The organism is Acinetobacter sp. YH12142, from assembly GCF_013418435.1.
GTDB classification, from domain to species: Bacteria; Pseudomonadota; Gammaproteobacteria; order Pseudomonadales; family Moraxellaceae; genus Acinetobacter; species Acinetobacter amyesii.
The window spans coordinates 39,038-60,827 of record NZ_VPCB01000002.1; the positions used below are offsets into that span (position 1 = coordinate 39,038).

17 protein-coding genes are annotated in these 21,790 nt (G+C 40.4%); 11 read left to right on the forward strand and 6 right to left on the reverse strand.

Annotated features, from left to right (window positions below; translation table 11 throughout):
- Position 1 precedes the first annotated feature (1 nt).
- The 7 genes from FTU77_RS01935 to fdx all read left to right on the forward strand — a co-directional run bounded on the left by FTU77_RS01935 (position 2) and on the right by fdx (position 5,417).
- The gene (locus FTU77_RS01935) at positions 2 to 475 is read left to right on the forward strand and encodes an Rrf2 family transcriptional regulator (protein ID WP_078188665.1); all 474 of its coding nucleotides are present in this window, start codon (positions 2 to 4) and stop codon (positions 473 to 475) included.
- A gap of 1 nt (position 476) precedes the next feature.
- Complete coding sequence (locus FTU77_RS01940) at positions 477 to 1,694, forward strand: IscS subfamily cysteine desulfurase (RefSeq protein WP_078188666.1); 1,218 nt, start codon at positions 477 to 479, stop codon at positions 1,692 to 1,694.
- Positions 1,695 to 1,798: 104 nt separating this feature from the next.
- The gene (gene iscU, locus FTU77_RS01945; RefSeq protein WP_078188667.1) at positions 1,799 to 2,185 is read left to right on the forward strand and encodes a Fe-S cluster assembly scaffold IscU; all 387 of its coding nucleotides are present in this window, start codon (positions 1,799 to 1,801) and stop codon (positions 2,183 to 2,185) included.
- 37 nt (positions 2,186 to 2,222) lie between these two features.
- A complete protein-coding gene (gene iscA / locus FTU77_RS01950) occupies positions 2,223 to 2,543 on the forward strand; it encodes an iron-sulfur cluster assembly protein IscA (RefSeq protein WP_078188668.1) in 321 nt (106 codons plus the stop codon).
- Positions 2,544 to 2,647: 104 nt separating this feature from the next.
- On the forward strand, positions 2,648 to 3,163 hold the full coding sequence (gene hscB, locus FTU77_RS01955) for a Fe-S protein assembly co-chaperone HscB (protein ID WP_180054387.1): 516 nt from the start codon (positions 2,648 to 2,650) through the stop codon (positions 3,161 to 3,163).
- Between the two features lie 39 nt (positions 3,164 to 3,202).
- Positions 3,203 to 5,062, forward strand: coding sequence for a Fe-S protein assembly chaperone HscA (hscA, locus tag FTU77_RS01960; protein WP_180054389.1), 1,860 nt, complete (start codon positions 3,203 to 3,205; stop codon positions 5,060 to 5,062).
- Between the two features lie 16 nt (positions 5,063 to 5,078).
- Entirely contained in the window at positions 5,079 to 5,417 is a 339-nt protein-coding gene (gene fdx / locus FTU77_RS01965; RefSeq protein WP_078188671.1) for an ISC system 2Fe-2S type ferredoxin, read from the forward strand.
- A 171-nt stretch (positions 5,418 to 5,588) separates the two neighbouring features.
- Here fdx and FTU77_RS01970 read toward each other — a convergent pair whose 3' ends face one another.
- The 5 genes from FTU77_RS01970 to aspA form a co-directional block, all read right to left on the reverse strand.
- Positions 5,589 to 7,055 carry an adenylate/guanylate cyclase domain-containing protein gene (locus FTU77_RS01970; RefSeq protein WP_180054391.1) on the reverse strand — a complete coding sequence of 489 codons (1,467 nt, stop codon included), beginning with the start codon at positions 7,053 to 7,055 and terminating at the stop codon, positions 5,589 to 5,591.
- Positions 7,056 to 7,116: 61 nt separating this feature from the next.
- Positions 7,117 to 7,551, reverse strand: coding sequence for an HIT domain-containing protein (locus FTU77_RS01975; RefSeq protein ID WP_067762788.1), 435 nt, complete (start codon positions 7,549 to 7,551; stop codon positions 7,117 to 7,119).
- A 223-nt stretch (positions 7,552 to 7,774) separates the two neighbouring features.
- A complete protein-coding gene (gene mfd, locus FTU77_RS01980; RefSeq protein WP_180007871.1) occupies positions 7,775 to 11,242 on the reverse strand; it encodes a transcription-repair coupling factor in 3,468 nt (1,155 codons plus the stop codon).
- Between the two features lie 179 nt (positions 11,243 to 11,421).
- Complete coding sequence (locus FTU77_RS01985; RefSeq protein WP_180022141.1) at positions 11,422 to 11,778, reverse strand: hypothetical protein; 357 nt, start codon at positions 11,776 to 11,778, stop codon at positions 11,422 to 11,424.
- Positions 11,779 to 12,094: 316 nt separating this feature from the next.
- Positions 12,095 to 13,543, reverse strand: a complete 1,449-nt coding sequence (gene aspA / locus FTU77_RS01990) for an aspartate ammonia-lyase (RefSeq protein WP_180007828.1) — start codon at positions 13,541 to 13,543, stop codon at positions 12,095 to 12,097.
- Between the two features lie 423 nt (positions 13,544 to 13,966).
- Here aspA and putP point away from each other — a divergent pair, with 423 nt between their 5' ends.
- Positions 13,967 to 15,469 (forward strand): sodium/proline symporter PutP, encoded by a 1,503-nt coding sequence (gene putP, locus FTU77_RS01995; RefSeq protein ID WP_180022140.1) that lies wholly within the window; start codon positions 13,967 to 13,969, stop codon positions 15,467 to 15,469.
- 61 nt (positions 15,470 to 15,530) lie between these two features.
- Here the strand turns inward: putP and FTU77_RS02000 are convergent, their stop codons facing one another.
- Positions 15,531 to 16,025 carry an Lrp/AsnC ligand binding domain-containing protein gene (locus FTU77_RS02000; protein ID WP_180054393.1) on the reverse strand — a complete coding sequence of 165 codons (495 nt, stop codon included), beginning with the start codon at positions 16,023 to 16,025 and terminating at the stop codon, positions 15,531 to 15,533.
- A gap of 133 nt (positions 16,026 to 16,158) precedes the next feature.
- On the opposite strand from FTU77_RS02000, the gene putA reads away from it, so the two are divergent.
- The 3 genes from putA to FTU77_RS02015 all read left to right on the forward strand — a co-directional run bounded on the left by putA (position 16,159) and on the right by FTU77_RS02015 (position 21,680).
- Positions 16,159 to 19,890 carry a trifunctional transcriptional regulator/proline dehydrogenase/L-glutamate gamma-semialdehyde dehydrogenase gene (gene putA / locus FTU77_RS02005; protein ID WP_180054395.1) on the forward strand — a complete coding sequence of 1,244 codons (3,732 nt, stop codon included), beginning with the start codon at positions 16,159 to 16,161 and terminating at the stop codon, positions 19,888 to 19,890.
- Between the two features lie 230 nt (positions 19,891 to 20,120).
- A complete protein-coding gene (trmA, locus tag FTU77_RS02010) occupies positions 20,121 to 21,203 on the forward strand; it encodes a tRNA (uridine(54)-C5)-methyltransferase TrmA (RefSeq protein ID WP_180054397.1) in 1,083 nt (360 codons plus the stop codon).
- A 252-nt stretch (positions 21,204 to 21,455) separates the two neighbouring features.
- Entirely contained in the window at positions 21,456 to 21,680 is a 225-nt protein-coding gene (locus FTU77_RS02015; protein WP_180054399.1) for a hypothetical protein, read from the forward strand.
- Positions 21,681 to 21,790 lie beyond the last annotated feature (110 nt).

Sequence of the window (21,790 nt, forward strand, 5' to 3'; positions counted from 1 at the left end):
CATGCGCTTAACAACTCGCGGTCGCTACGCAGTGACTGCTCTACTTGATCTAGCTTTGCAGCCAACTGAACAAACGATCACTCTTGCAGAAATTGCAGCTCGTCAAACCATTTCAGTGGCCTATCTTGAGCAGTTATTTGCAAAATTAAAGCGTCACGGCTTAGTTTCCAGCATCCGTGGAGCAAACGGTGGTTATCACCTTGCTCGTAGTGCTGAAGACATCACTGTTTTGGAAATTATTGAAGCTGTAAATGAAACAGTTGATGCAACCCGTTGTGACCACAAAGGCAACTGCCAAAATGGTGCAATGTGCTTGACTCATGATTTATGGCAGGAACTCTCCCACCACATTGCCGATTATCTTGCAAAAATCACCCTTGCTGACCTTGTAGCACGCGATAACGTTCAAACCGTATCTATTCGTCAAAATTCAGCAAACTTTGATTCAGCCCTTTTATCGGTTACAGGTATTTGACATGAAGCGTCCTATTTATCTTGACTATGCAGCAACTACACCTGTAGACCCTCAAGTCGCAGAACGTATGATGGAATGTCTAACGTTTGACGGTACTTTTGGTAATGCAGCTTCTCGTTCTCATGCTTACGGCTGGCAGGCAGAAGAAAAAGTAGAATATGCACGTGAACAAGTTGCTAATCTAGTAAAAGCTGATCCACGCGAAATCGTTTGGACTTCTGGTGCAACTGAATCTGACAACCTTGCGCTTAAAGGTATTGCTCAGTTCTATGCATCTAAAGGCAAGCACATTATTACAAGTAAAATTGAACATAAAGCAATTCTTGATACTTGCCGCGAGCTTGAAGAAGAAGGCTTCGAAATTACTTATCTTGAGCCAGAAGCAAAAACAGGTTTAATTACACCTGAAATGGTTCAAGCTGCCCTTCGTCCAGATACGATTCTTGTATCTTTGATGATGGTGAACAATGAAATCGGTACAACTACAGATGTAGCTGCAATCGGTGAATTGACTCGTGCAAACAAAACTTATTTCCATGTAGATGCTGCGCAAGCTGCTGGTAAAGTAGAAATTGATCTTTCAACAATGAAAGTTGATTTGATGAGTTTCTCTGGCCACAAAATCTATGGTCCTAAAGGTATTGGTGCTCTTTATGTACGTCGTCAACCACGTGTACGTATTAAAGCGCAAATGCACGGTGGCGGTCATGAACGTGGCATGCGTTCAGGTACGTTAGCGACTCACCAAATCGTGGGTATGGGCGAAGCGTTCGAACTTGCAGGCAAAAACCTACATGCCGAACAAACTCGTATTCGTGTACTTCGTGACAAACTTTGGAATGGCTTGCAAGGTCTTGAACAAGTCTTCCTGAACGGTCACCCAGAATACAACGTTGCAAACTATCTAAACGTCAGCTTTAACTTTGTTGAAGGTGAATCGTTAATGATGGCACTTAAAGATTGCGCAGTATCTTCTGGTTCTGCATGTACATCAGCAACTTTAGAGCCATCTTATGTACTTCGTGCATTGGGTCTTTCAGATGAATTGGCTCATAGCTCGATTCGTTTCAGCTTTGGTAAATACACCACTGAAGCCGATATTGACCATGTACTTGAAATTACCAAAGCAGCAGTTGAAAAACTACGTGATCTTTCACCGCTTTGGGATATGTACAAAGAAGGTATCGACCTTAATTCTGTAGAATGGGCTGAACACTAATTCATCCCGGTGAGATAGCTTTTATTTTAAGGCTATCTCATTGATTAACGTAATTTCACCCCCATATTAATCTTAAGGCTGACCCCGAGGTTTGGAGAAGCGTCATGGCTTATAGCGAAAAAGTAATTGATCATTACGAAAACCCTCGTAATGTTGGTGTTTTAGACAAAAATGCAGAAAACGTTGGTACAGGTATGGTCGGTGCACCAGCTTGTGGCGATGTTATGCGTCTACAGATTCAAGTTGATGACAACGGCGTAATTGAAGAAGCTCGCTTCAAAACTTACGGTTGTGGTTCAGCAATTGCATCTAGCTCATTAGTAACAGAGTGGCTAAAAGGCAAAACTCTTGATGAAGCTCAAGCAATTAAGAACATTGATATTGCAACTGAACTTGCACTTCCACCAGTAAAAGTACACTGCTCTGTACTTGCTGAAGATGCAATCAAAGCTGCTGTAGAAGACTACCGTAGCAAGAAAGTAAAAGCTTAATTGTTTACGTGTTTTAAAAAAGATTAACGGAGTTTTCATGATTCATTTAACTGAAAATGCTGCAACTCATATCAGCAATTACATCAAGAATCGCGGTAAGGGTGAAGGCATTCGCGTTGGCGTGAAAACTTCTGGCTGTTCTGGTCTAGCTTATGTACTTGAGTTTGTCGATGATATTGACACGCATGACCAAGTATTCGATCAGTTTGGCGTAAAAGTATTCGTTGACCCAAAAAGCTTAGTTTATCTCGAAGGTATGGAGATGGACTATGTGAAAAATGGATTAAACGAAGGTTTTGAATTTAATAACCCAAATAAAAAAGGCGAATGTGGCTGCGGCGAATCGTTTACGGTTTAAGCCTTTTCCACACTCCTTTTTCGCATTAAAACAGTGTAAAATTCACTGTTTTAATTGCATTTAAAGCAACACTTTTTGCACCTCTATTGCGGACACCATCTCCCATGAATCATTTTGAGTTGTTTAACTTACCTGTAGCACTCGATATTGATTTAGCAGTTTTAAAAGCTGAATTTTTAAAGTTGCAGCAACAATATCATCCAGATAAAGCCGAAGACAAAGATCTAGCCCTGATTAAATCCAGTGAGATTAATCAAGCATTTAAAGCTTTATCCAATGTTGATAGCCGCGCTGCATATCTATTAAGTCTCAAAAAACAAGATTATCACCTTGATCAATCAATTAGTGATTTTGAGTTCCTACAAGATGCCTTAGAAATTCGTGAACAGTTAGATGAGGCAGGCTCTGCTGATGACCTCACTTCACTTAAAACTGAAGTTCAGCAATGGATTGACGGTTTGGTTCGTGAATTCAAGATTGATTATGACGACGAAGACTGGGCTGAAGCACGTGATACCGTACGTAAATTACGCTTCTTCCAAAAAGTAATGGCTGACATCGATAAAGCTGAAGATCACTTCTTAGACGACGATAGCTTTGATTTAGACGATGATTTTTAATTTATTTTTTATATTTGACGTTCAAAGGATGTAACACACATGGCTCTCTTGCAAATTGCAGAACCTGGTCAATCAAGTGCGCCGCATGAACACCGCATCGCAATTGGTATCGATCTTGGGACTACACACTCTTTAGTAGCCACGGTACTTTCTGGTAAAGCGAAAGTGCTTAACGATGAACATGGTCGTGTGTTACTCCCTTCTATTGCACACTATGGCGAATCCACTACGCAATATGGTGACGACGCAAAGGCATTCTTAACGACTGATCCTAAAAACACCATCGTTTCTGTAAAACGCTTTATGGGTCGCTCTAAGGCAGATATTAAATTCCAACACCCGTACAACTTAGTCGGTGAAGCGAATGAAATGCCTGCTTTTGAAACTGCACAAGGTCGCAAAACACCAGTTGAAATTTCTGCTGAAATTTTAAAACAACTTAAAGACCGTGCAGAAAGCAGCTTAAACAATCCAGTAAATGGTGCTGTCATTACTGTGCCTGCCTATTTTGATGAAGCACAGCGTCAAGCAACGCGTGATGCAGCACAGCTTGCAGGCTTAAATGTACTCCGTCTTTTAAATGAACCGACTGCTGCGGCAGTGGCTTATGGCTTAGACCAAGACACCAATCTTGCACATGATCAAAACTATGTGATCTACGATCTGGGTGGTGGTACTTTTGACGTTTCAATTTTACGTTTCTCTCAAGGTGTTTTTGAAGTTCTAGCAACGGGTGGCCACACGGCGCTTGGTGGTGATGACTTAGACCGTCTGATTGTAAAATGGGCAAAAAAACAACTGAATATTGAAACTTTAGATGATGCTGAATATGCCCATTTCATCGTTTCTGCTCGTAAAGCAAAAGAAGCTCTAACCGAGGCTGAATCTGTAGAGCTTAAAGTCCTTGATCAATCATTGACTTTAGACCGCCCTACTTTTGAATCCATCATCAAAGTTGCTTTGGATAAAACCATCAGCGTTTGCAAACGTGTCATGCGTGATGCCAAGCTTGAGCTCAGCGATATTCAAAATGTGGTATTGGTCGGTGGTTCTACCCGTTCATATGCTGTGCAAAAAGCTGTTCAAGATGTCTTCAATCAAGAACCACTCTGCACAATTAACCCTGATGAAGTTGTGGCCATTGGCGCGTCGATTACAGCAAACCAACTTATTGGTAACTCTAAAGATGGTTCATTGCTTTTAGACGTCACACCGCTTTCTTTAGGTTTAGAAACCATGGGCGGTTTGGTTGAGCGCCTTATTTCGCGTAATACAGCCATTCCAGTGGCGCGTCGCCAAGAATTCACAACCTATCAAGATGGTCAAACAGCGATGTTAATTCATGTTGTACAAGGTGAACGTGATCTGGTTGAACATTGCCGTAGTCTAGGTCGTTTCGTGCTTCGTGGAATTCCACCGATGACTGCGGGTCAAGCGCGTATTGAAGTGACTTTTCAGGTCGATGCTGATGGTTTACTGACGGTTTCAGCCAAAGAAACCACTTCTGGTGTGCATGCTCAAATTGACATCAAACCATCTTATGGTTTATCTGATGCCGATACTGAACGCTTACTGATTGATGGTTATAAGTTTGCTGAAGAAGATAAAAACTTACGTCATCTTCAAGAAACCAAAGTGGAAGCAAAACGTGAACTTGAAGCACTTGATCAAGCACTTAAAGTGGATGCTCAACTTCTCAGCCAAGAGCAACACAGTTCCCTCACTGCAGCACGCACTGTTTTAGATGCTGCACTTGAAACGACAGATATCAAAGCTATTGAACATGCTGTAGAACAGCTTAAAATACATAGCGATGCATTTGCTGCAGCTCGTATGAATCAGCACATTGATGCCGCATTGAAAGGCACAAAACTCGATGATTGGTCAAACTCAAATTAATTTATAGGTCAAGATTATGCCACGTATTAAAGTACTGCCTCACGCAACAATCTGCCCAAACGGCGCTGAGTTTGAAGTCGAAGCAAATGCTAACCTTTGCGAAAGCATGTTAAAAAACGGCATCAAAATTGAACATGCATGTGATATGTCTAAAGCATGCACCACTTGCCATGTGGTTGTACGTAAAGGTTTTGATGGTCTAGATGAAATGGATGATGTCGAAGCAGATCTTCTCGATCGTGCTTGGGGATTAGAGCCAGACTCTCGTCTGTCATGCCAAGTAAAAATTGAAGATGAAGATTTGGAAATTGAAATTCCTAAATACACCATCAACCATGCTTCAGAAAATCATTAATTTATAGATAATTTTCTATAATCAAAAAGCCAGTTCATCGTAACTGGCTTTTTTATGGATAAATTTATTTAATATTTCAAAAATAAGAAGTTTTTATAAAAGCATGAACTGAGTTATTGTTAAAATTTTACGTGATACGATTAGATCCAATTTTATAATGTATATGTGAAATTAAGAGTGAGATTCAGTTTTTTTGACTTCTTCGATCACTTCGTCTTCTAAATTCAGTTTTACGATACCAGCAGAGTTGGTCATTTTTTGCTGAGTTTGTAAGCGTTGAATCATACGTTCTAAAACATGTATTAGTTCAGGATATTCAAAGTTTTGTACTTCATCTAAGTTCAACAATAGATTAAAGCCTTTATATTCGTAGTCAAACCACCGCTGATAATCTGTTTTCTGCGAGGTGTATTTTTCCATCACTTGCCAAGTACGTACTGGGCCTTTGATGCCTTTTAAGAAGATCGGTGCTTTAGGTGCACATAAATAGTCATTTTTCACTAAATGATGCGTATCGTCTGAAATCAAAATTTCATCGACTTCAGCCGCACTTTGCAATCGTGCAGCCAAGTTCGCATCACGACCAACGATGGTATACGCCATACGGTGAGCCGCACCATAGTTCCCAACGTGGCAATACCCTGTAGAAATACCCATACGAATGTGTAGCGGCGGATAACCCATTTTAATCCAGCGTTCACGCAGCAACTTCATTTGCTGACGCATGACTATTGCCATCTCTAAACAGGTTTTTGCGTCTTGCTCTACGCCTTGGCTATGTGGATCACCAAAGAAGATTAGAATTGCATCACCCATAAATTTATCGACAGTCGCTTCATACTGTTTGGCAATCTCAGTCATATGACTCAAATAGTCATTGAGTAGAAATGCTAAATCGTCTGGGATTAATGTTTCAGAAAGTTCTGTGAACCCTTGAATATCTGAAAAGAAAATCGTGAGTTTTTTACGTTTATATTCGATTTTAGCTTCAGACTCACCTTTCATAATCGATTGCCAAAGTTGCATAGGCGCATAACGACTCAATTGATTGGCGAATTCCATATAACGATTCATCTGATCATAATAGTGGTTCTTTTTATTGCTCAAAGACTGAACTTGGGTGTGTTGATAAAATGTCCCCACACTGAAATAGGTAATGAGGCATAAAAAGCCAAGAACGGTTAATTCACTGCTGGTTGACTCAAAATATTCTTGAAAACCAAAGACATAAATATTACATAAATAAAATACAGTGACGCCTACAATCCCGGCCAAGGACATCATTAAGAAATTGATTTTGTTATAAATGGTTGTATATAGCAGCGCAAAGACCGCAAGAAAAGTTAAAACAAGGCTTAAATGTACTGCAGACATTAGTACAGCAATTACTATGATATCGATCAGAAAAAGCACATTACGCTTAACTTGATTGCTATATCGATAAATTAACCAATGAGAAAACTTAGGAACGACTAAAATCAGAAAAAATAAAAATGCAGGAATATAGATTTGATATTGCGTATCTGGCTGAGTGTAATGATAGACAATAATCACCAAAGACAGCATGATATATCCCATCAAACGATGAAAATATTCAAACTGTTTAGGCTCTTTGCTGATTAAATTGTCTAACGGCACTCGATCGCCCCCATACGGACACTCATTCTTCTACTATCCTGATATTGTCCGTAAATCGGGATTAGTCCATACGCCAATCGAAAGGCATATCACCTTGACCACGTAGTGCAAGCATTAGTGTTTGGCGCATGTGTGCCAAGACATCATTGTTATAAGGAACTGCTGGCGTACCCCAAACTGGTTTCGGCCAAGCCACATCATTTTGATAACGAACAACATGATGAAAATGTAATTGTGGAACCATATTACCCAATGCAGCTACATTCATTTTGTCTGCACGGAATACACGTGACAATTGGCTTGATAACCAGCTTGATTCACGTAAAAACTGCTCTTGGTCTGCCTGACTTAATTCATAAAGCTCTGTAATTCCCGGAACACGTGGAATCAAAATAAGCCACGGGAATTGCATATCATTCATCAAACGACATGTTGACAGAGGAAAGTCGCCTACATAAAACGTATCTTGAGCAAGTTGTGGATGTAAACTAAACATATCTTTATAAATGATGCAAAATTAGAATGATGGCTAATACTATCACATCCTTATGGGTGTGAATATTCTGTACAGAACGTTTCATTACAAATAAACTGCATTTGAATAAAACGTTGCGTGCTTATGACTCTAATAAATTTTTCAAAAAAATCAAGCGTTTCTTCTATATAAAAAACACTCATGAAAATCTACTCATTCTAAACAAGCAATTTATACGCCAAATCTATTGATTTGGCGCCAATTCCTTCAGCAAACTGTCTAATAAGTCATTTATAAATTGAATGCGTTTGTCATATTCTTCGAGCATGACCATCACTTTTAGACGCTGTCCACCTTCCATTCGGAAGAAAGTCGGATGCTTTTGCATCATTTGAATGATCGATATGGCTTGAACTGGTGTATCTGGCGAGAACTCAATACTGCCGCCATGTGAGCTGATATCAATTTTTGTGATACCCAATTGTTCCGCTTTTAAACGCAACTGATGGACAGAGAATAATTGCTTGACTGCTTGCGGCGGCAAGCCGAAACGATCAATTAACTCCATACGAATGTTATCGAGTTTCTCTTGAGTATCCGTATTACTAATGCGTTTATAGAACAATAACCGTTGATGTACATCACCTAAATAATCATCTGGAATTAAGGCTGGCATGTGCATGCTAATTTCAGCCGTTAATGACAATGGAGAGTCAAAGTTAGGCGTTTTACCTTTTTGAATGGCTTTGGTGGCTTTTTCAAGCATTTCCATATACAGGCTATAACCGATGGTTTGCATTGAGCCACTTTGCTGTTCACCCAGCAACTCACCTGCGCCACGAATTTCTAAGTCTTCTGTAGCCAACATGAAGCCCGCACCCAAAGTCGATGCACGAGAAATGGCATCTAGGCGTTTTTCAGCATCACCCTTTAAGCCTTTGAGCGAAGGTACAAGTAAATAGGCGTATGCTTGATGGTGCGATCGACCGACACGACCACGTAATTGGTGCAACTGCGCAAGTCCCAGTTTATCTGCACGCTCAATCAAAATGGTATTGGCGTTTGGCACGTCAATCCCAGTTTCAATAATGGTTGAACACACCAGCACGTTATATTCTTTGTGATAGAACTGCTGCATGATTTGCTCTAGCTCACGCTCACGCATTTGACCATGTGCTACCGCAACTCGGGCTTCAGGAACCAATTCACGTAGAGTTTCTGCCGTACGTTCAATGGTCTCGACTTCATTGTGTAAGAAATACACTTGCCCGCCACGTAATAGTTCACGCAAGATGGCTTCTTTAATCGAATCCCCAGTGTGTTCTTGCACAAAAGTTTTCACAGCAAGACGACGGGCAGGTGGCGTTGCAATAATAGATAGATCACGCATACCACTAAAAGCCATATTCAGCGTACGTGGAATAGGCGTTGCAGTTAGCGTTAGCATATCAACATCGGCACGTAAGGCTTTAATTCTCTCTTTATCACGTACACCAAAACGGTGCTCTTCATCCACGATCATGAGGCCGAGATTTTTAAATTGCACACTTTCCTGCAAGATTTTATGTGTGCCAATCACAATATCCACTTTGCCTTCTGCGAGGTCTTCAATGGTTTTGGTATGTGATTTTGATGAACCAAAGCGTGAAAGGACTTCAATACGTACAGGCCAGTCCGCAAAACGGTCTTTGAAAGACTCGTAGTGCTGCTGCGCCAACAACGTGGTTGGCACAAGTACAGCCACTTGTTTGTTATTTTGTACTGCCACAAATGCAGCACGCATGGCCACTTCTGTTTTACCAAAACCGACATCACCACAAACCAAGCGATCCATCGGCTTCGCTTGTTGCATGTCATACAGTGTCGCTTCAATAGCATTGGCTTGGTCTAAAGTTTCTTCATAGGCGAAGCCACTGGCAAACTGCATATACAGACTTTGATCCAGTTCAAATCCATAACCCGGCTTCGAGTGACGACGGGCTTGAATATGTAAAAGTTCTGCCGCCACATCATGGATCTGCTCTAAAGCCTTGCGTTTGGCTTTAGACCATGCATCTGTGCCCAATTTATGTAATGGTGCTAGATCTGGGTCACCACCACTGTATCGGCTAATTAAATGCAGGTTTGTTACAGGGACATACACCTTAGCTGCATCGGCATAGTCTAACTGCAAAAACTCATGGTCTTGGTCATCGATACTCAAGGTAATTAAACCTGCATATCGCCCCACACCATAATCAATATGAACCACAGGTGCGCCAATACTTAGCTCGGTTAAACTACGAACAAGAAACTCTTCTGATACTTCCTGTTGGCGTTTACGACGACGTTGAACCACACGGTGTTCATAAAGCTGATTTTCAGAAATTACACTGAGTTTGTCAGTTAGCAATAAACCACGATCTAAGGGCGCATTGGTGATCGCAATCGCATGCATAGAATGCATAAAATCATCAAAACTTTCGACCGTTGGGATATCACCCAAACTTGGACGCAATGCATCTTTTAAAGTTTCACGTCGACCAGCGCTTTCAGCCACCAAAAGCACTGGATAATTTGCCGCATCTATATATTGCTTAACCGCAGAAAATGGCTTTTCACGTTTTGGATCGACAGGTAAACGGGGTGGAATCTCAGCTGCAAGATTGATCACGCCATTGCGTTCATCAAAAGCCTCAGGCGAAGCCACGATACGACGACAGAGATTTAATTGTTCTAACACTTGATTTGGTTGTAGGAAAATCTGCTCTGGCGGCAAAATCGGTTGGTCGACATTATGACGACGGTCTTCATAACGACGCACAATGTCTGACCAAAACTGAATCAATGTGTCATCTATGGCTCTGTCTGTAATGACAATGCCATTCTCAGGTAAGTACGAAAACAGGGTACTTTGCTCTCTCATGGCTTGTTCAGAGAAGAACAACGGAAAATAAAACTCAATACCCGGTGAAGCTATACCATCTTGTACATCTTGATAAATTGGGTTTTTCTTTGGATTTGCTGTCGGAAAATTTTCCGCATATCGATCACGAAACAGTGAACGTGCTTCTTTTAATGGAAATTCTTTTGCAGGTAAAACCGTAAAATAATCTAAGTTTTGGGTGGTTCGCTGAGTTTCAGGATCAAAGAATTTGAGGGTATCGATTTCATCATCAAATAAGTCAATACGAATCGGTGAACTTTGCCCCGAAGCGTAAATATCCATGATGCTGCCGCGTACTGCAAATTCACCATGATCATAAACGGTATCCACCAAGTGATAGCCCGCTTGTACTAATCTTAATTTTTGTTGTTCGATATCAAATTTTTGACCCACTTTAATATCAAAGTGTTCACCTAATACCCAAGATGCCGGTGCAACTCGCTGCGCTAAAGTTGTTGCTGAAACCAACAACACACCTTGCTGTGGCATATTGGACAAAATCGCCAAGCGTTCAGAAACAATGTCTTGATGTGGCGACAGCCGGTCATAAGGTAAAATTTCCCAATCTGGGAAAATAGTTGGCTTAATTCCGTAAAATTCCAGCTCACTTTCTAACTGCCCGAGATGCTGATTATTACGTGCAACAATCACAAACAACTGTTTGGATTGTTTGCTAATTTCTTTAAATAATAATGCAGCAGATGAGCCTTGTAAGTTTCCGACCCACCGCTTTTCGCCAGCTTTAAGCTGTTTAAGATTGAGTTGTGAAATTTCTTGCTGGAACATGATGTAAATAGCTTTTAATGTTTTAATCACTTGGTGATCATATTAACACGATGCTTTTTACATTCCGAGATTTAAGCAACTATATACAGTGTTTTAACCAATATGGATTTGCGATTGTATTTTCTATTGATGAGTACCCTTAACGCACCCATCAAACTCAAACACTGCAGTCCATTCACTTACTTACGATCACGGATGAATTGACGATAATAATCATTCAATAGTTTGACATAATGTTTAAATTGCAACAGATTTTCTTCAGTATTGCCTAATCGTGCAACAAAGCGTTGATTTGCAATTTCCAAGTCTATTTTTTCATTGATAATCATTGCAGTCGCATAGAGCTGTTTTAAATCATCGAAATTTGTCATTTTTCTATTCGACAAATATTCCATACGTTCAGACAAAGTATTTAAAACTACGCCTTCAATGATATAGCCCTGAGTTTCATCATATTGAATGTGGTATTGTTCTAAGTAAAGTTGCTCAGGCGACTCTTTAGCGCCTTTGAATAAATCGACTAACTTATTAAACATCTGACTATCTACAACATGATAAAAAACCTATTGTACTTCGATTACATCCTTTTTTGGGCAAGTTAAAGCTTTTCTGACTTTATCTATGCACTAAATTTTTCATCCAAACCTTCATGACTATATATAGAACAATAATTACAATCCTAAGCAAATATAGCGTTTTATTCTCAACCTAATACTTTCTTTTAGAAATCTAAAACATCACTGCCATCAGATTAGTTTTCTAGATTTACCACTAATTTCTTCAAATAAAAAACGAAGGATTAACCTTCGTCATTTACTCATCATTTACTATTTAAAAGTCTTAAATAAGCATTTAACTCACTTGAGCGAGTGGCATACTAAATGGTGTCACTTCAGAAACTAAATTTTCAATCGAGAAAATTTCATCCAATTGACTTACAGTTAACAGCTCTTGCTCTAAAACCACTTGGCGAATGGTTTTATTTTCGGCAATACATTGCTTACCGATTTCATCACATTTTGCATGACCTAAATATGGATCAAGTAAGGTCACAATACCTACACTACGCATCACAGCATCAAAACATGCTTGCTCATTTGCCTGAATCCCTTGAATACATTTGCTGTCTAATGTTTTTACTGCATTCACCAAAAGCTCAATCGATTCATTCATGGACAATGCAATCACAGGCTCCATGACATTTAATTGTAATTGCCCTGCTTCTGCAGCCAAAGTGATGGTTAAATCATTCCCCATTACTCGAAATGCAATTTGGTTGACCACTTCTGGGATCACGGGATTGACCTTTGCAGGCATGATCGACGAACCTGCTTGTAACTCAGGTAATCGAATTTCCGCTAAACCTGTACGTGGCCCAGAACTTAAAAGACGTAAGTCATTACAAATTTTAGAAAGTTTGACAGCTAAACGTTTTAAGCAACTCGATAATAAAATAAATACGCCACAATCGCTGGTTGCTTCGACATAGTCTTCTGCACCTTGCAATTTTAGACCGGTCAAATGAGCTAGATTTTCAACGGCCTTGGCTGCATAACCCGCAGGAGAATTCACGCCAGTGCCAATTGCCGTCGCACCTAAATTAATTTCCAATAGAAGCTGTCGATTTTGCTCAATCAACTTCAAATCTTCTTTTAATAATGTTGCAAATGCTCGGAACTCTTGCCCCAAAGTCATCGGAACTGCATCTTGTAACTGTGTACGCCCCATTTTGATGACATGTTTAAACTCATCAGCTTTGAGATGTAAGCTTCCTATAAGTTGATTTAGCACCACAAATAAAGCATTAAAAGCACTATATGTCGCTAGACGCAGCGCTGTTGGATAGACATCATTAGTCGATTGTGACTTATTGACATGGTCGTTGGGATGAATCCTTTGATAACTGCCTTTCGCATCTCCGAGCAACTCAAGGGCAATATTGGCAATGACTTCATTGGCATTCATGTTAATAGAAGTGCCTGCTCCACCTTGATAAATATCAATTGGAAATGAATCTGCCCATTGTTCAGGATGAACAATCAATGCATCACACGCCTGCTGAATCGCTTGGCGAATATCATCTTGTATTAAGTTAAATTGATAATTGGTTTCTGCTGACGCTTTTTTTACCTGAGCAATAGCGCGTACAAAGTTTAAATTTTGTCCGACATGCTGCTTTGATATTTGAAAGTTTTCGATGGCACGCAATGTATGTATACCGTAATAACATGACTGCGGGACTGCTTTATCCCCCAATAAATCATGCTCTATTCTCGTTTTTTCCATTTGAACCGTTGTCACTGCGCATTCCCTCTAATTACGCACCAAGACTGTGCATACCTCATATTCGACCTGTTCAAATCATCTCACTACAGATGATGTGATGCACATTTGCAACCAAATATTTCAAATGCACATTTCTTGTTCACTATGTAACATTGTGTAATTTTTACCTAATTTCATTAGTTCTCTTTTTGTGATGAAAAGTCTTAGGTAGATTTACTTAACAAAATTTAAATTCCCTTCTGGACAACATTTCAACAGTACAATAAAAAATTCGATTTGTAATAAGAAAAAATAGTGTTTACACAAAATATACATAAAATATGCTTAAAGGTTACAGAGTGTAATTTTTAAATCGTGCTTGAATCTGCGACTTACGACAGAAGTACAAATTTTCATCTAGGACAGAGATGATTTGCTTTCATTAAGGACGAACCGCCTATGAGCCATTTAAACCCGACATTAGTCACCTTTATTTTTTATATTCTTGCAATGCTTGCCATTGGTTTGTATGCCTACAGAGCTACGCATAACTTTGACGAATACATTTTAGGTGGACGAAGTTTAGGAAGTGTTGTGACTGCACTTTCAGCAGGTGCATCCGACATGAGTGGTTGGCTACTCATGGGTCTCCCTGGTGCAATTTATCTATCTGGTCTTTCCGAAGCTTGGATTGCAATCGGCTTAATTATCGGTGCTTGGTTGAACTGGTTGATCGTTGCTGGTCGCTTGCGTGTTCATACCGAATATCAAAATAATGCCCTGACCCTGCCCGATTATTTCACGAGCCGTTTTGCAGACCGTAAAAAGATTTTACGTATCATTTCAGCTGTAGTGATTTTAGTGTTCTTTGCGATTTACTGTGCTTCTGGCATGGTGGCTGGCGCACGACTTTTCGAAAGTTTATTCGGTTGGAACTACACAACAGCACTGTGGATTGGTGCAATTGCAACCATCAGCTATGTCTGTATTGGTGGATTCTTAGCGATCAGTTGGACCGATACTTTCCAAGCGGGTCTGATGATCTTTGCACTGCTGATCACACCGATCATCACCTACCTTGCTTTAGGTGATAACAGTCAAAATCTTGCTGCTATTTTGGAAACAGCTCGCCCGCAAGCTTCCAATTTATTTGAAGGCTTAAGTACAGTTGCGATTTTATCCAGCATGGCGTGGGGCTTAGGCTATTTTGGTCAGCCGCATATTTTGGTTCGCTTTATGGCAGCCGATTCTGTTAAATCCATTCCGAATGCACGTCGCATTGGTATGACATGGATGATCCTATGTCTAGGCGGTGCTGTAGCAGCCGGTTATATCGGTATTGCTTACTTCCAAGTTCACCCAGAACTGGCAAGCGTCGTTAATGCAAACCCTGAAACGGTATTTATGGAATTGACTAAAATTCTATTCAATCCGTGGATTGCTGGGATTATTTTGGCCGCAATTTTAGCTGCGGTGATGAGCACACTTAGCTGTCAGTTATTGGTGTGTTCAACCACCTTGACGGAAGATTTGTACAAAGGATTTATTCGTAAAAACGCATCGCAAAAAGAATTGGTTTGGATTGGACGTGCGATGGTCTTGGCAATTGCCGTATTTGCAATCACCTTTGCAATGAACCCTGCAAGTAAAGTTTTAGGCTTAGTGGCTTATGCATGGGCAGGTTTCGGTGCTGCATTTGGCCCGCTGATTATTCTTTCATTGCTGTGGAAACGTATGACGCTTAACGGAGCTATCATTGGCATGATCGTGGGTGCTGTGACTGTCATCGTGTGGAAAAACTACTTAGGCCACCTTGGTTTATACGAAATCATTCCAGGCTTTATTTTCTCTGCGATCAGTATCGTTGTCGTGAGCTTATTGGGCAAAGCACCAGAGGCGGATGTGGTTGAACGCTTTGAAAAAGCCGAAGCGCAATATCAAAAAGAAATGTCTGAAATCTAAAATTTTTGACACTAAAAAGGGGCTAAATGCCCCTTTTTAGTACTCAATTATTGATGATTAGCTACTTCGGCCGAGCCGCAGGTTTCAGCTTAATTTGCATACTTTCTTTGATTACTTCCATCACAGGATAACTACGCGTTTCCTTGATACCAGGTAGCTGCCAAAGCACCTGCCCTGAAATTTTTCTAAATTCTTCCATGTTTGCACAGCGTATTTTCACCACAAAATCAAAACCACCGCTGATCATGTGACATTCTACGATTTCTGGAATTTGACGTACTGCATCCGAAAAATCTTCCAATACATTGGGCGTAGTTTTATCTAGTAAAATCTCTACAAAAACCACAAATCCATTGTTGAGTAAGACCGGATTTAAACGTGCTTCATAGCCTAAAATAAAGCCTTCTTTCGATAATTTTTGCACACGTGCCAACGCCGCAGTGGGTGATAAATTTACCATTTCTGCAAGCTTAATATTGGACAATTTTCCGTCTTCTTGCAGCAGCTCTAAAATTTGAATATCTATACGGTCTAAGCTCAAATATGGGCTAGTCATCTGAATTTTTCTCTAAATATTATTAAAACTATAGTGAGTTATTCGCTAAATATTCTGTGATGATAAATTAAATAAAGGATCAAGCTCAAGATTTATTTGCTCGTCATAGAACTTTGACACGGAAAATTGAAACATGAATGGAAAAGTATTTGAAGTCACGGGAAGCGATGACTACATCACTGAATTTAAAGACAAGAATAGCTTTGAACAATCGATTAATACAGCATGGCGTCGTGCTGAAACTGAGTGCATTGAAAACTTATTAGCACACAGTGAAATCCCTTCCCCGATCAGCGATCAAATTCAACAATTGGCTTTTGACTTAGCCCATTCATTACGTGAACGTAAAAGCGGTACAGGTAAAGCAGGCATTGTACAAGGCTTGCTACAAGAGTTTTCATTGTCTTCTCAGGAAGGCATCGCGCTCATGTGTTTAGCTGAAGCGCTACTCCGTATTCCAGACAAAGCAACACGTGATTTACTGATCAAAGATAAAATCAACCAAGGTAACTGGAAAGATCATGTTGGCCAAAGTAGCCTCATGTTCGTAAATGCTGCTGCTTGGGGATTAATGCTGACGGGCAAACTGATGGAAACCCCTCAACAAAAAAGTCTGTCTAGCCTACTCACCGGTATTTTAGCACGCAGTGGACGTGGCATTATCCGTAAAGCTGTAGACGTGGCTATGCGTATGATGGGCGAACAGTTTGTTACAGGCGAGACCATCAATGAAGCGCTTAAACATGCAGAAGTATTAGAAGACAAAGGCTTCCGTTATTCATATGACATGTTAGGTGAAGCAGCATTAACTGAACCTGATGCAGAACGTTATTATCAAGACTATACCGATGCGATCCACGCGATTGGTCAAGCCTCTGAAGGTAAGGATGTTTATAACGGCGCAGGTATTTCGATCAAATTGTCTGCCCTACACCCACGCTACCAACGTTCACAGATCGACCGTATACATAACGAACTTTATGGCAAAGTGCTAGAACTTGCTGTATTAGCTAAGCATTACAATATTGGTTTAAACATTGATGCTGAAGAAACTGACCGCCTAGAAATTTCTTTGGAACTACTTGAGCGCCTGTGTTTTGAGCCTAAATTAGCAGACTGGAAAGGTATTGGATTTGTGATTCAAGCCTACCAAAAGCGCTGTTTCTATGTGGTCGACCATATTATTGACCTCGCTAAGCGTAGCCAAAAACGTTTAATGATCCGCTTAGTGAAAGGTGCATACTGGGACAGCGAAATTAAGAAAGCGCAAATTGAAGGTATGAGTGACTATCCTGTATTTACGCGCAAAGTTCATACCGACCTGTCTTATATTGCATGTGCTAAAAAACTCTTGGCAGCACCTGAGCAAATTTATCCTCAGTTTGCAACACACAATGCGCAAACCGTTGCTACGATCTACCAATTAGCACAGCCAGAGCTTTACTATCCAGGCCAGTATGAATTTCAGTGCCTTCACGGCATGGGTGAACCCCTCTATGAACAAGTGGTGGGTTCGAAGTCTGATAACAAACTGGGTGTGCCTTGTCGTATTTATGCACCAGTGGGTAACCATGAAACCTTATTGGCCTATTTGGTTCGACGTTTACTGGAAAATGGTGCGAATACCTCTTTCGTCAACCGTATTGCAGATAAAAATTTAAAAATTGAAGATTTAATTGAAAATCCAAGACAGACGATATTAGCGACGGCTGAAAAAGAAGGTATCACTGGCGCTAAGCATCCTTCTATCCCATTTCCGCAAGATTTGTATGGCACAGAACGTCGCAACTCAAAAGGACTCGATTTAGCCAATGATCGCGACTTATCTCAGCTCAATACCACGGCAGTACAGCATGCACATACCCAGTGGCATGCTAGTGCAATGGGCGCTAATTTAGAAGAAATTCATACTGCAAGTATCAACATTACAAACCCTGCAAACCGTAGTGATGTGGTCGGTAGTGTCAGCGAAGCCAGTTTAGAACAAGCGGAAATCGCTCTCAATAATGCGGTAAATGCCCAAGGTTCATGGAAAACTTTAGACAAAGATCAGCGTGCAGCATGCTTAAACCGTGCGGCGGATTTGATGGAAGCACAATTGCAATCTCTGATGGTGTTGTTGTCACGTGAAAGTGGTAAAACTTATGCCAATGCTATTGCTGAAGTCCGTGAAGCTGTAGATTTCCTACGTTATTATGCAGCTCAAATAATTGATCTAGCAGAGAATACGCAAATTGAACCCCTAGGTACTGTGCTGTGCATTAGCCCATGGAACTTCCCGCTTGCTATTTTCACAGGTCAAATTGCTGCAGCCTTGGTTGCAGGTAATACCGTGATTGCCAAGCCTGCTGAACAAACGCCTCTGATTGCTGCTCAAGCTGTACATATTTTATGGGAAGCAGGTGTTCCCTTCGATGTATTGCAACTTCTCCCTGGCCGTGGCGAAACCATTGGGGCCAAACTCAGCGCGGACTCACGTGTCCAAGGCATCATGTTTACAGGCTCAACGGAAGTCGCACGTATCTTGCAAAAAACCGTTGCACAGCGCTTAAACCAATTTGGCGAAAGTGTGGTTTTGATTGCTGAAACTGGTGGTCAAAATGCCATGATTGTTGACTCATCAGCATTGACAGAACAAGTGGTATTGGATGTCGTTAACTCTGCCTATGACAGTGCAGGTCAACGCTGTTCTGCCCTGCGTATTCTCTGTGTGCAAGAAGATAATGTGGACGTAGTCCGTACCATGTTACAAGGTGCGATGAAGCAACTTCGTGTCGGAAATCCCGCACTATTAGCAACTGACATTGGCCCAGTGATCGACCTTGAAGCACAGCAAAATATTGAAAAACATATTGAGAAGATGCGTAGCAAAGGCTATCCAGTACATCAAATCATGTTTAATGCTGATAGCATTGCCTTAAGTACGGGAACCTTCGTTGCACCAACTTTGATTGAACTGCCAAATTTAAATGATTTAGAACGCGAAGTTTTTGGGCCAGTATTGCATTTAATTACCTACAAATATGGTGAGATTGAAAACCTATTAACGCAAATTAATGCCAAAGGTTATGGTTTAACCATGGGCTTGCATACACGTATTGATGACACGATTCAAAAAGTTATCGGTCATGCAGAAGTCGGCAACCTGTACATTAACCGTAATATTGTAGGTGCTGTGGTTGGTGTACAACCTTTTGGCGGCGAAGGCTTATCAGGTACAGGTCCAAAAGCTGGCGGTCCTTTATATCTTTACCGTTTAATGCATCAAATTTCTGAGAAAAAATTGGCTACACCTTATGCTGCTCGGGCAGAAACACAAGCTGCACACTTCCCTGCATATGAAGCTTTTAACGCTTGGGCGAAGCAGCATTTTTCAGGCATTGCGATTCAAACACCGCAGGCCATAGCCGCAGGACAAAGTTTTGAACTGCAAGGACCAACCGGTGAAAACAACCAATATGCCATTTTGGCACGTAAGGGTGTGCTTTCATTAGCTAATAATGATGCAGATCAACTGAATCAAATTGCTGCGATTTTATCGGTGGGTAGTCAGCCCGTCGTACTTGCAGACAATACTTTTGTGTTGAAACACTTAAATAGCATGCCAAAAATCCTCGTGGACCAATTTAAAGTGATCACGGATCTTTATCATGGCAATTTTGATGCGGTTTTACATCATGGTGAAAAAGCTGAGTTATTAAAAATTCAACAAGTCATTGCATCTCGTGAAGGTGCAATTATTGGCATTACGCATTTAGCTTCAGGCCAATATGACATCCCTGTAGAACGTTTCGTGATTGAGCGTGCAACTAGTGTCAATACAGCTGCAGCCGGTGGTAATGCCAGCTTAATGACAATGAATTAAACACTGAATTGAACTCCAACTAATCAGTTCCTCACTTAGCTCAATCTTTATGAATGTTCCATAAAGATTGAGCATTTTTTTAACTTTCCCCTAGATGAATGAACTAATTTAAAGATTCAGATTCATCTTCTCTACAGATAAATACAGCCAAAAGTGGAATTAATTTAGTCTTATAAGGTGAATTTTGCTAACATGACTTTTTTTAATATGTTTGCGATTTTTTACTGCATATGACTTCAACTTATCAGCAACAACTTGATGCCAAAGTTGCCCGCATTACGGCTCAATTTTCAGAATACAACCCTCCCTCTTTAGAAGTTTTTCCTTCTGCTGAACAAAACTTTCGTATGCGAGCGGAATTCCGAATTTGGCATACTGAAAATGATATGTTCTATGCAATGTTTGAACGCAATGCAGACAATGAAAAACAAGTTGTCGAAATTAAAGATTTCCCGATTGCAGATAAAAGCATTAATGATTTAATGCCCGTATTATTAAATGAACTCAAGGCACAAGAGATCTTATCTAGCCGATTATTTGAAGTTCATTTCTTAGCAACGCTGAAAGGTGAAATGCTGGTTTCATTGGTTTACCGCTGCCCGCTCAATGCTGAATGGGAAGTTGCTGCCAAAGCGCTGTCTGAAAAGCTCAATATCAAGATTTATGGTCGTAGTCGTGGTCAGCGCGTGATTTTGACTGATGACTATGTGATTGAAGAACTCCAAGTGTTTGACCGTAAATATCAGTACAAACAAATCGAAAGTAGCTTCACGCAGCCCAATGCCGGCGTATGTCAAAAAATGCTGGAATGGGCGTGTCAGGCTGCCGATCATTCAGACAAAGACTTACTTGAGCTCTACTGTGGTAATGGTAATTTCACGCTGCCTCTTTCAACACGCTTTAATCGCGTTTTGGCAACAGAATTAGCCAAGTCTTCAGTCTATGCAGCACAGTGGAATATTGAGCAAAATGGCATTGATAATATCCAAGTGGCTCGTCTATCAGCTGAAGAGTTTACCCAAGCCTACAATGCTGAACGTACATTCCGCCGCCTTGAAGAAGCTGAAATTGAAATTTCAAGCTATAACTTCGATACGGTATTTGTCGATCCACCGCGTGCAGGCATCGATGATGAAACACTAAAACTGTTGCAACGTTTTGAACGCATTATCTATATTTCATGCAACCCAGATACTTTGCATGACAATCTTAAACTGCTTTCACAAACGCATAAAATCAGCAAATTTGCCTTATTTGATCAGTTCCCTTATACACACCATGTAGAGTCTGGCGTGTTTCTTGAGAAGATTTAAACAAATTATTTCAAGTCATGTTGCTGTCATAAAAGGAGCTTTCTAAAAGCTCCTTTTTTATATTCTAAAAAAGCTTTATTTTCTCGTCACATGCATATTTATGAACAGCTTTAAGAACAAATAAGTTAAAGATTTTAAAAGTCCAATCGAAAAAATGATGATTCAAGTGGCTAAAATTTCACTTTAGTAGTCTTGCTTTATTTATTGGATTGGTTATATTTCGTCCTATGTTAGGTCGCAAATGAAGGCTCTATGAGTTTTTGGCAAAAGTTGTTCTCAAATGAACAGCAAAACGGGCATAAGAATCAAATTGCCTGTGTTGAAAATGATTGCTCTTGTAAAACCAATGAACAGCTTATTGCTGCTCTTACAAAGGCAACGGATGAAGATGTTATCCTCGGTATCAAAAAAGTACTCGCTTCGCGCGGTTATAGCCGTAAGGAATTAAATGAAATCCAGCATCTACCTCTACAGTAGAGTCTGAACATTCAGTGTTCAAACAAGGCATTCTATTTACAGAGTGCCTTTTTCATTTTTAAAATAATCATAATGATGCCGCTTATTTACAGATCAGGTTTTGTGAGTCG

Excerpts from the sequence above, each read along its gene's own strand:
- hscB (WP_180054387.1), top strand. The coding sequence starts at position 2,648 with ATGAATCATTTTGAGTTGTTTAACTTACCTGTAGCACTCGATATTGAT.
- FTU77_RS01985 (WP_180022141.1), bottom strand. The coding sequence starts at position 11,778 with ATGTTTAATAAGTTAGTCGATTTATTCAAAGGCGCTAAAGAGTCGCCT.
- putA (WP_180054395.1), top strand. The coding sequence starts at position 16,159 with ATGAATGGAAAAGTATTTGAAGTCACGGGAAGCGATGACTACATCACT.
- FTU77_RS02000 (WP_180054393.1), bottom strand. The coding sequence starts at position 16,025 with ATGACTAGCCCATATTTGAGCTTAGACCGTATAGATATTCAAATTTTA.
- fdx (WP_078188671.1), top strand. The coding sequence starts at position 5,079 with ATGCCACGTATTAAAGTACTGCCTCACGCAACAATCTGCCCAAACGGC.
- FTU77_RS01940 (WP_078188666.1), top strand. The coding sequence starts at position 477 with ATGAAGCGTCCTATTTATCTTGACTATGCAGCAACTACACCTGTAGAC.
- iscA (WP_078188668.1), top strand. The coding sequence starts at position 2,223 with ATGATTCATTTAACTGAAAATGCTGCAACTCATATCAGCAATTACATC.
- mfd (WP_180007871.1), bottom strand. The coding sequence starts at position 11,242 with ATGTTCCAGCAAGAAATTTCACAACTCAATCTTAAACAGCTTAAAGCT.
- putP (WP_180022140.1), top strand. The coding sequence starts at position 13,967 with ATGAGCCATTTAAACCCGACATTAGTCACCTTTATTTTTTATATTCTT.
- FTU77_RS01935 (WP_078188665.1), top strand. The coding sequence starts at position 2 with ATGCGCTTAACAACTCGCGGTCGCTACGCAGTGACTGCTCTACTTGAT.
- iscU (WP_078188667.1), top strand. The coding sequence starts at position 1,799 with ATGGCTTATAGCGAAAAAGTAATTGATCATTACGAAAACCCTCGTAAT.
- hscA (WP_180054389.1), top strand. The coding sequence starts at position 3,203 with ATGGCTCTCTTGCAAATTGCAGAACCTGGTCAATCAAGTGCGCCGCAT.
- FTU77_RS02015 (WP_180054399.1), top strand. The coding sequence starts at position 21,456 with ATGAGTTTTTGGCAAAAGTTGTTCTCAAATGAACAGCAAAACGGGCAT.
- trmA (WP_180054397.1), top strand. The coding sequence starts at position 20,121 with ATGACTTCAACTTATCAGCAACAACTTGATGCCAAAGTTGCCCGCATT.
- FTU77_RS01975 (WP_067762788.1), bottom strand. The coding sequence starts at position 7,551 with ATGTTTAGTTTACATCCACAACTTGCTCAAGATACGTTTTATGTAGGC.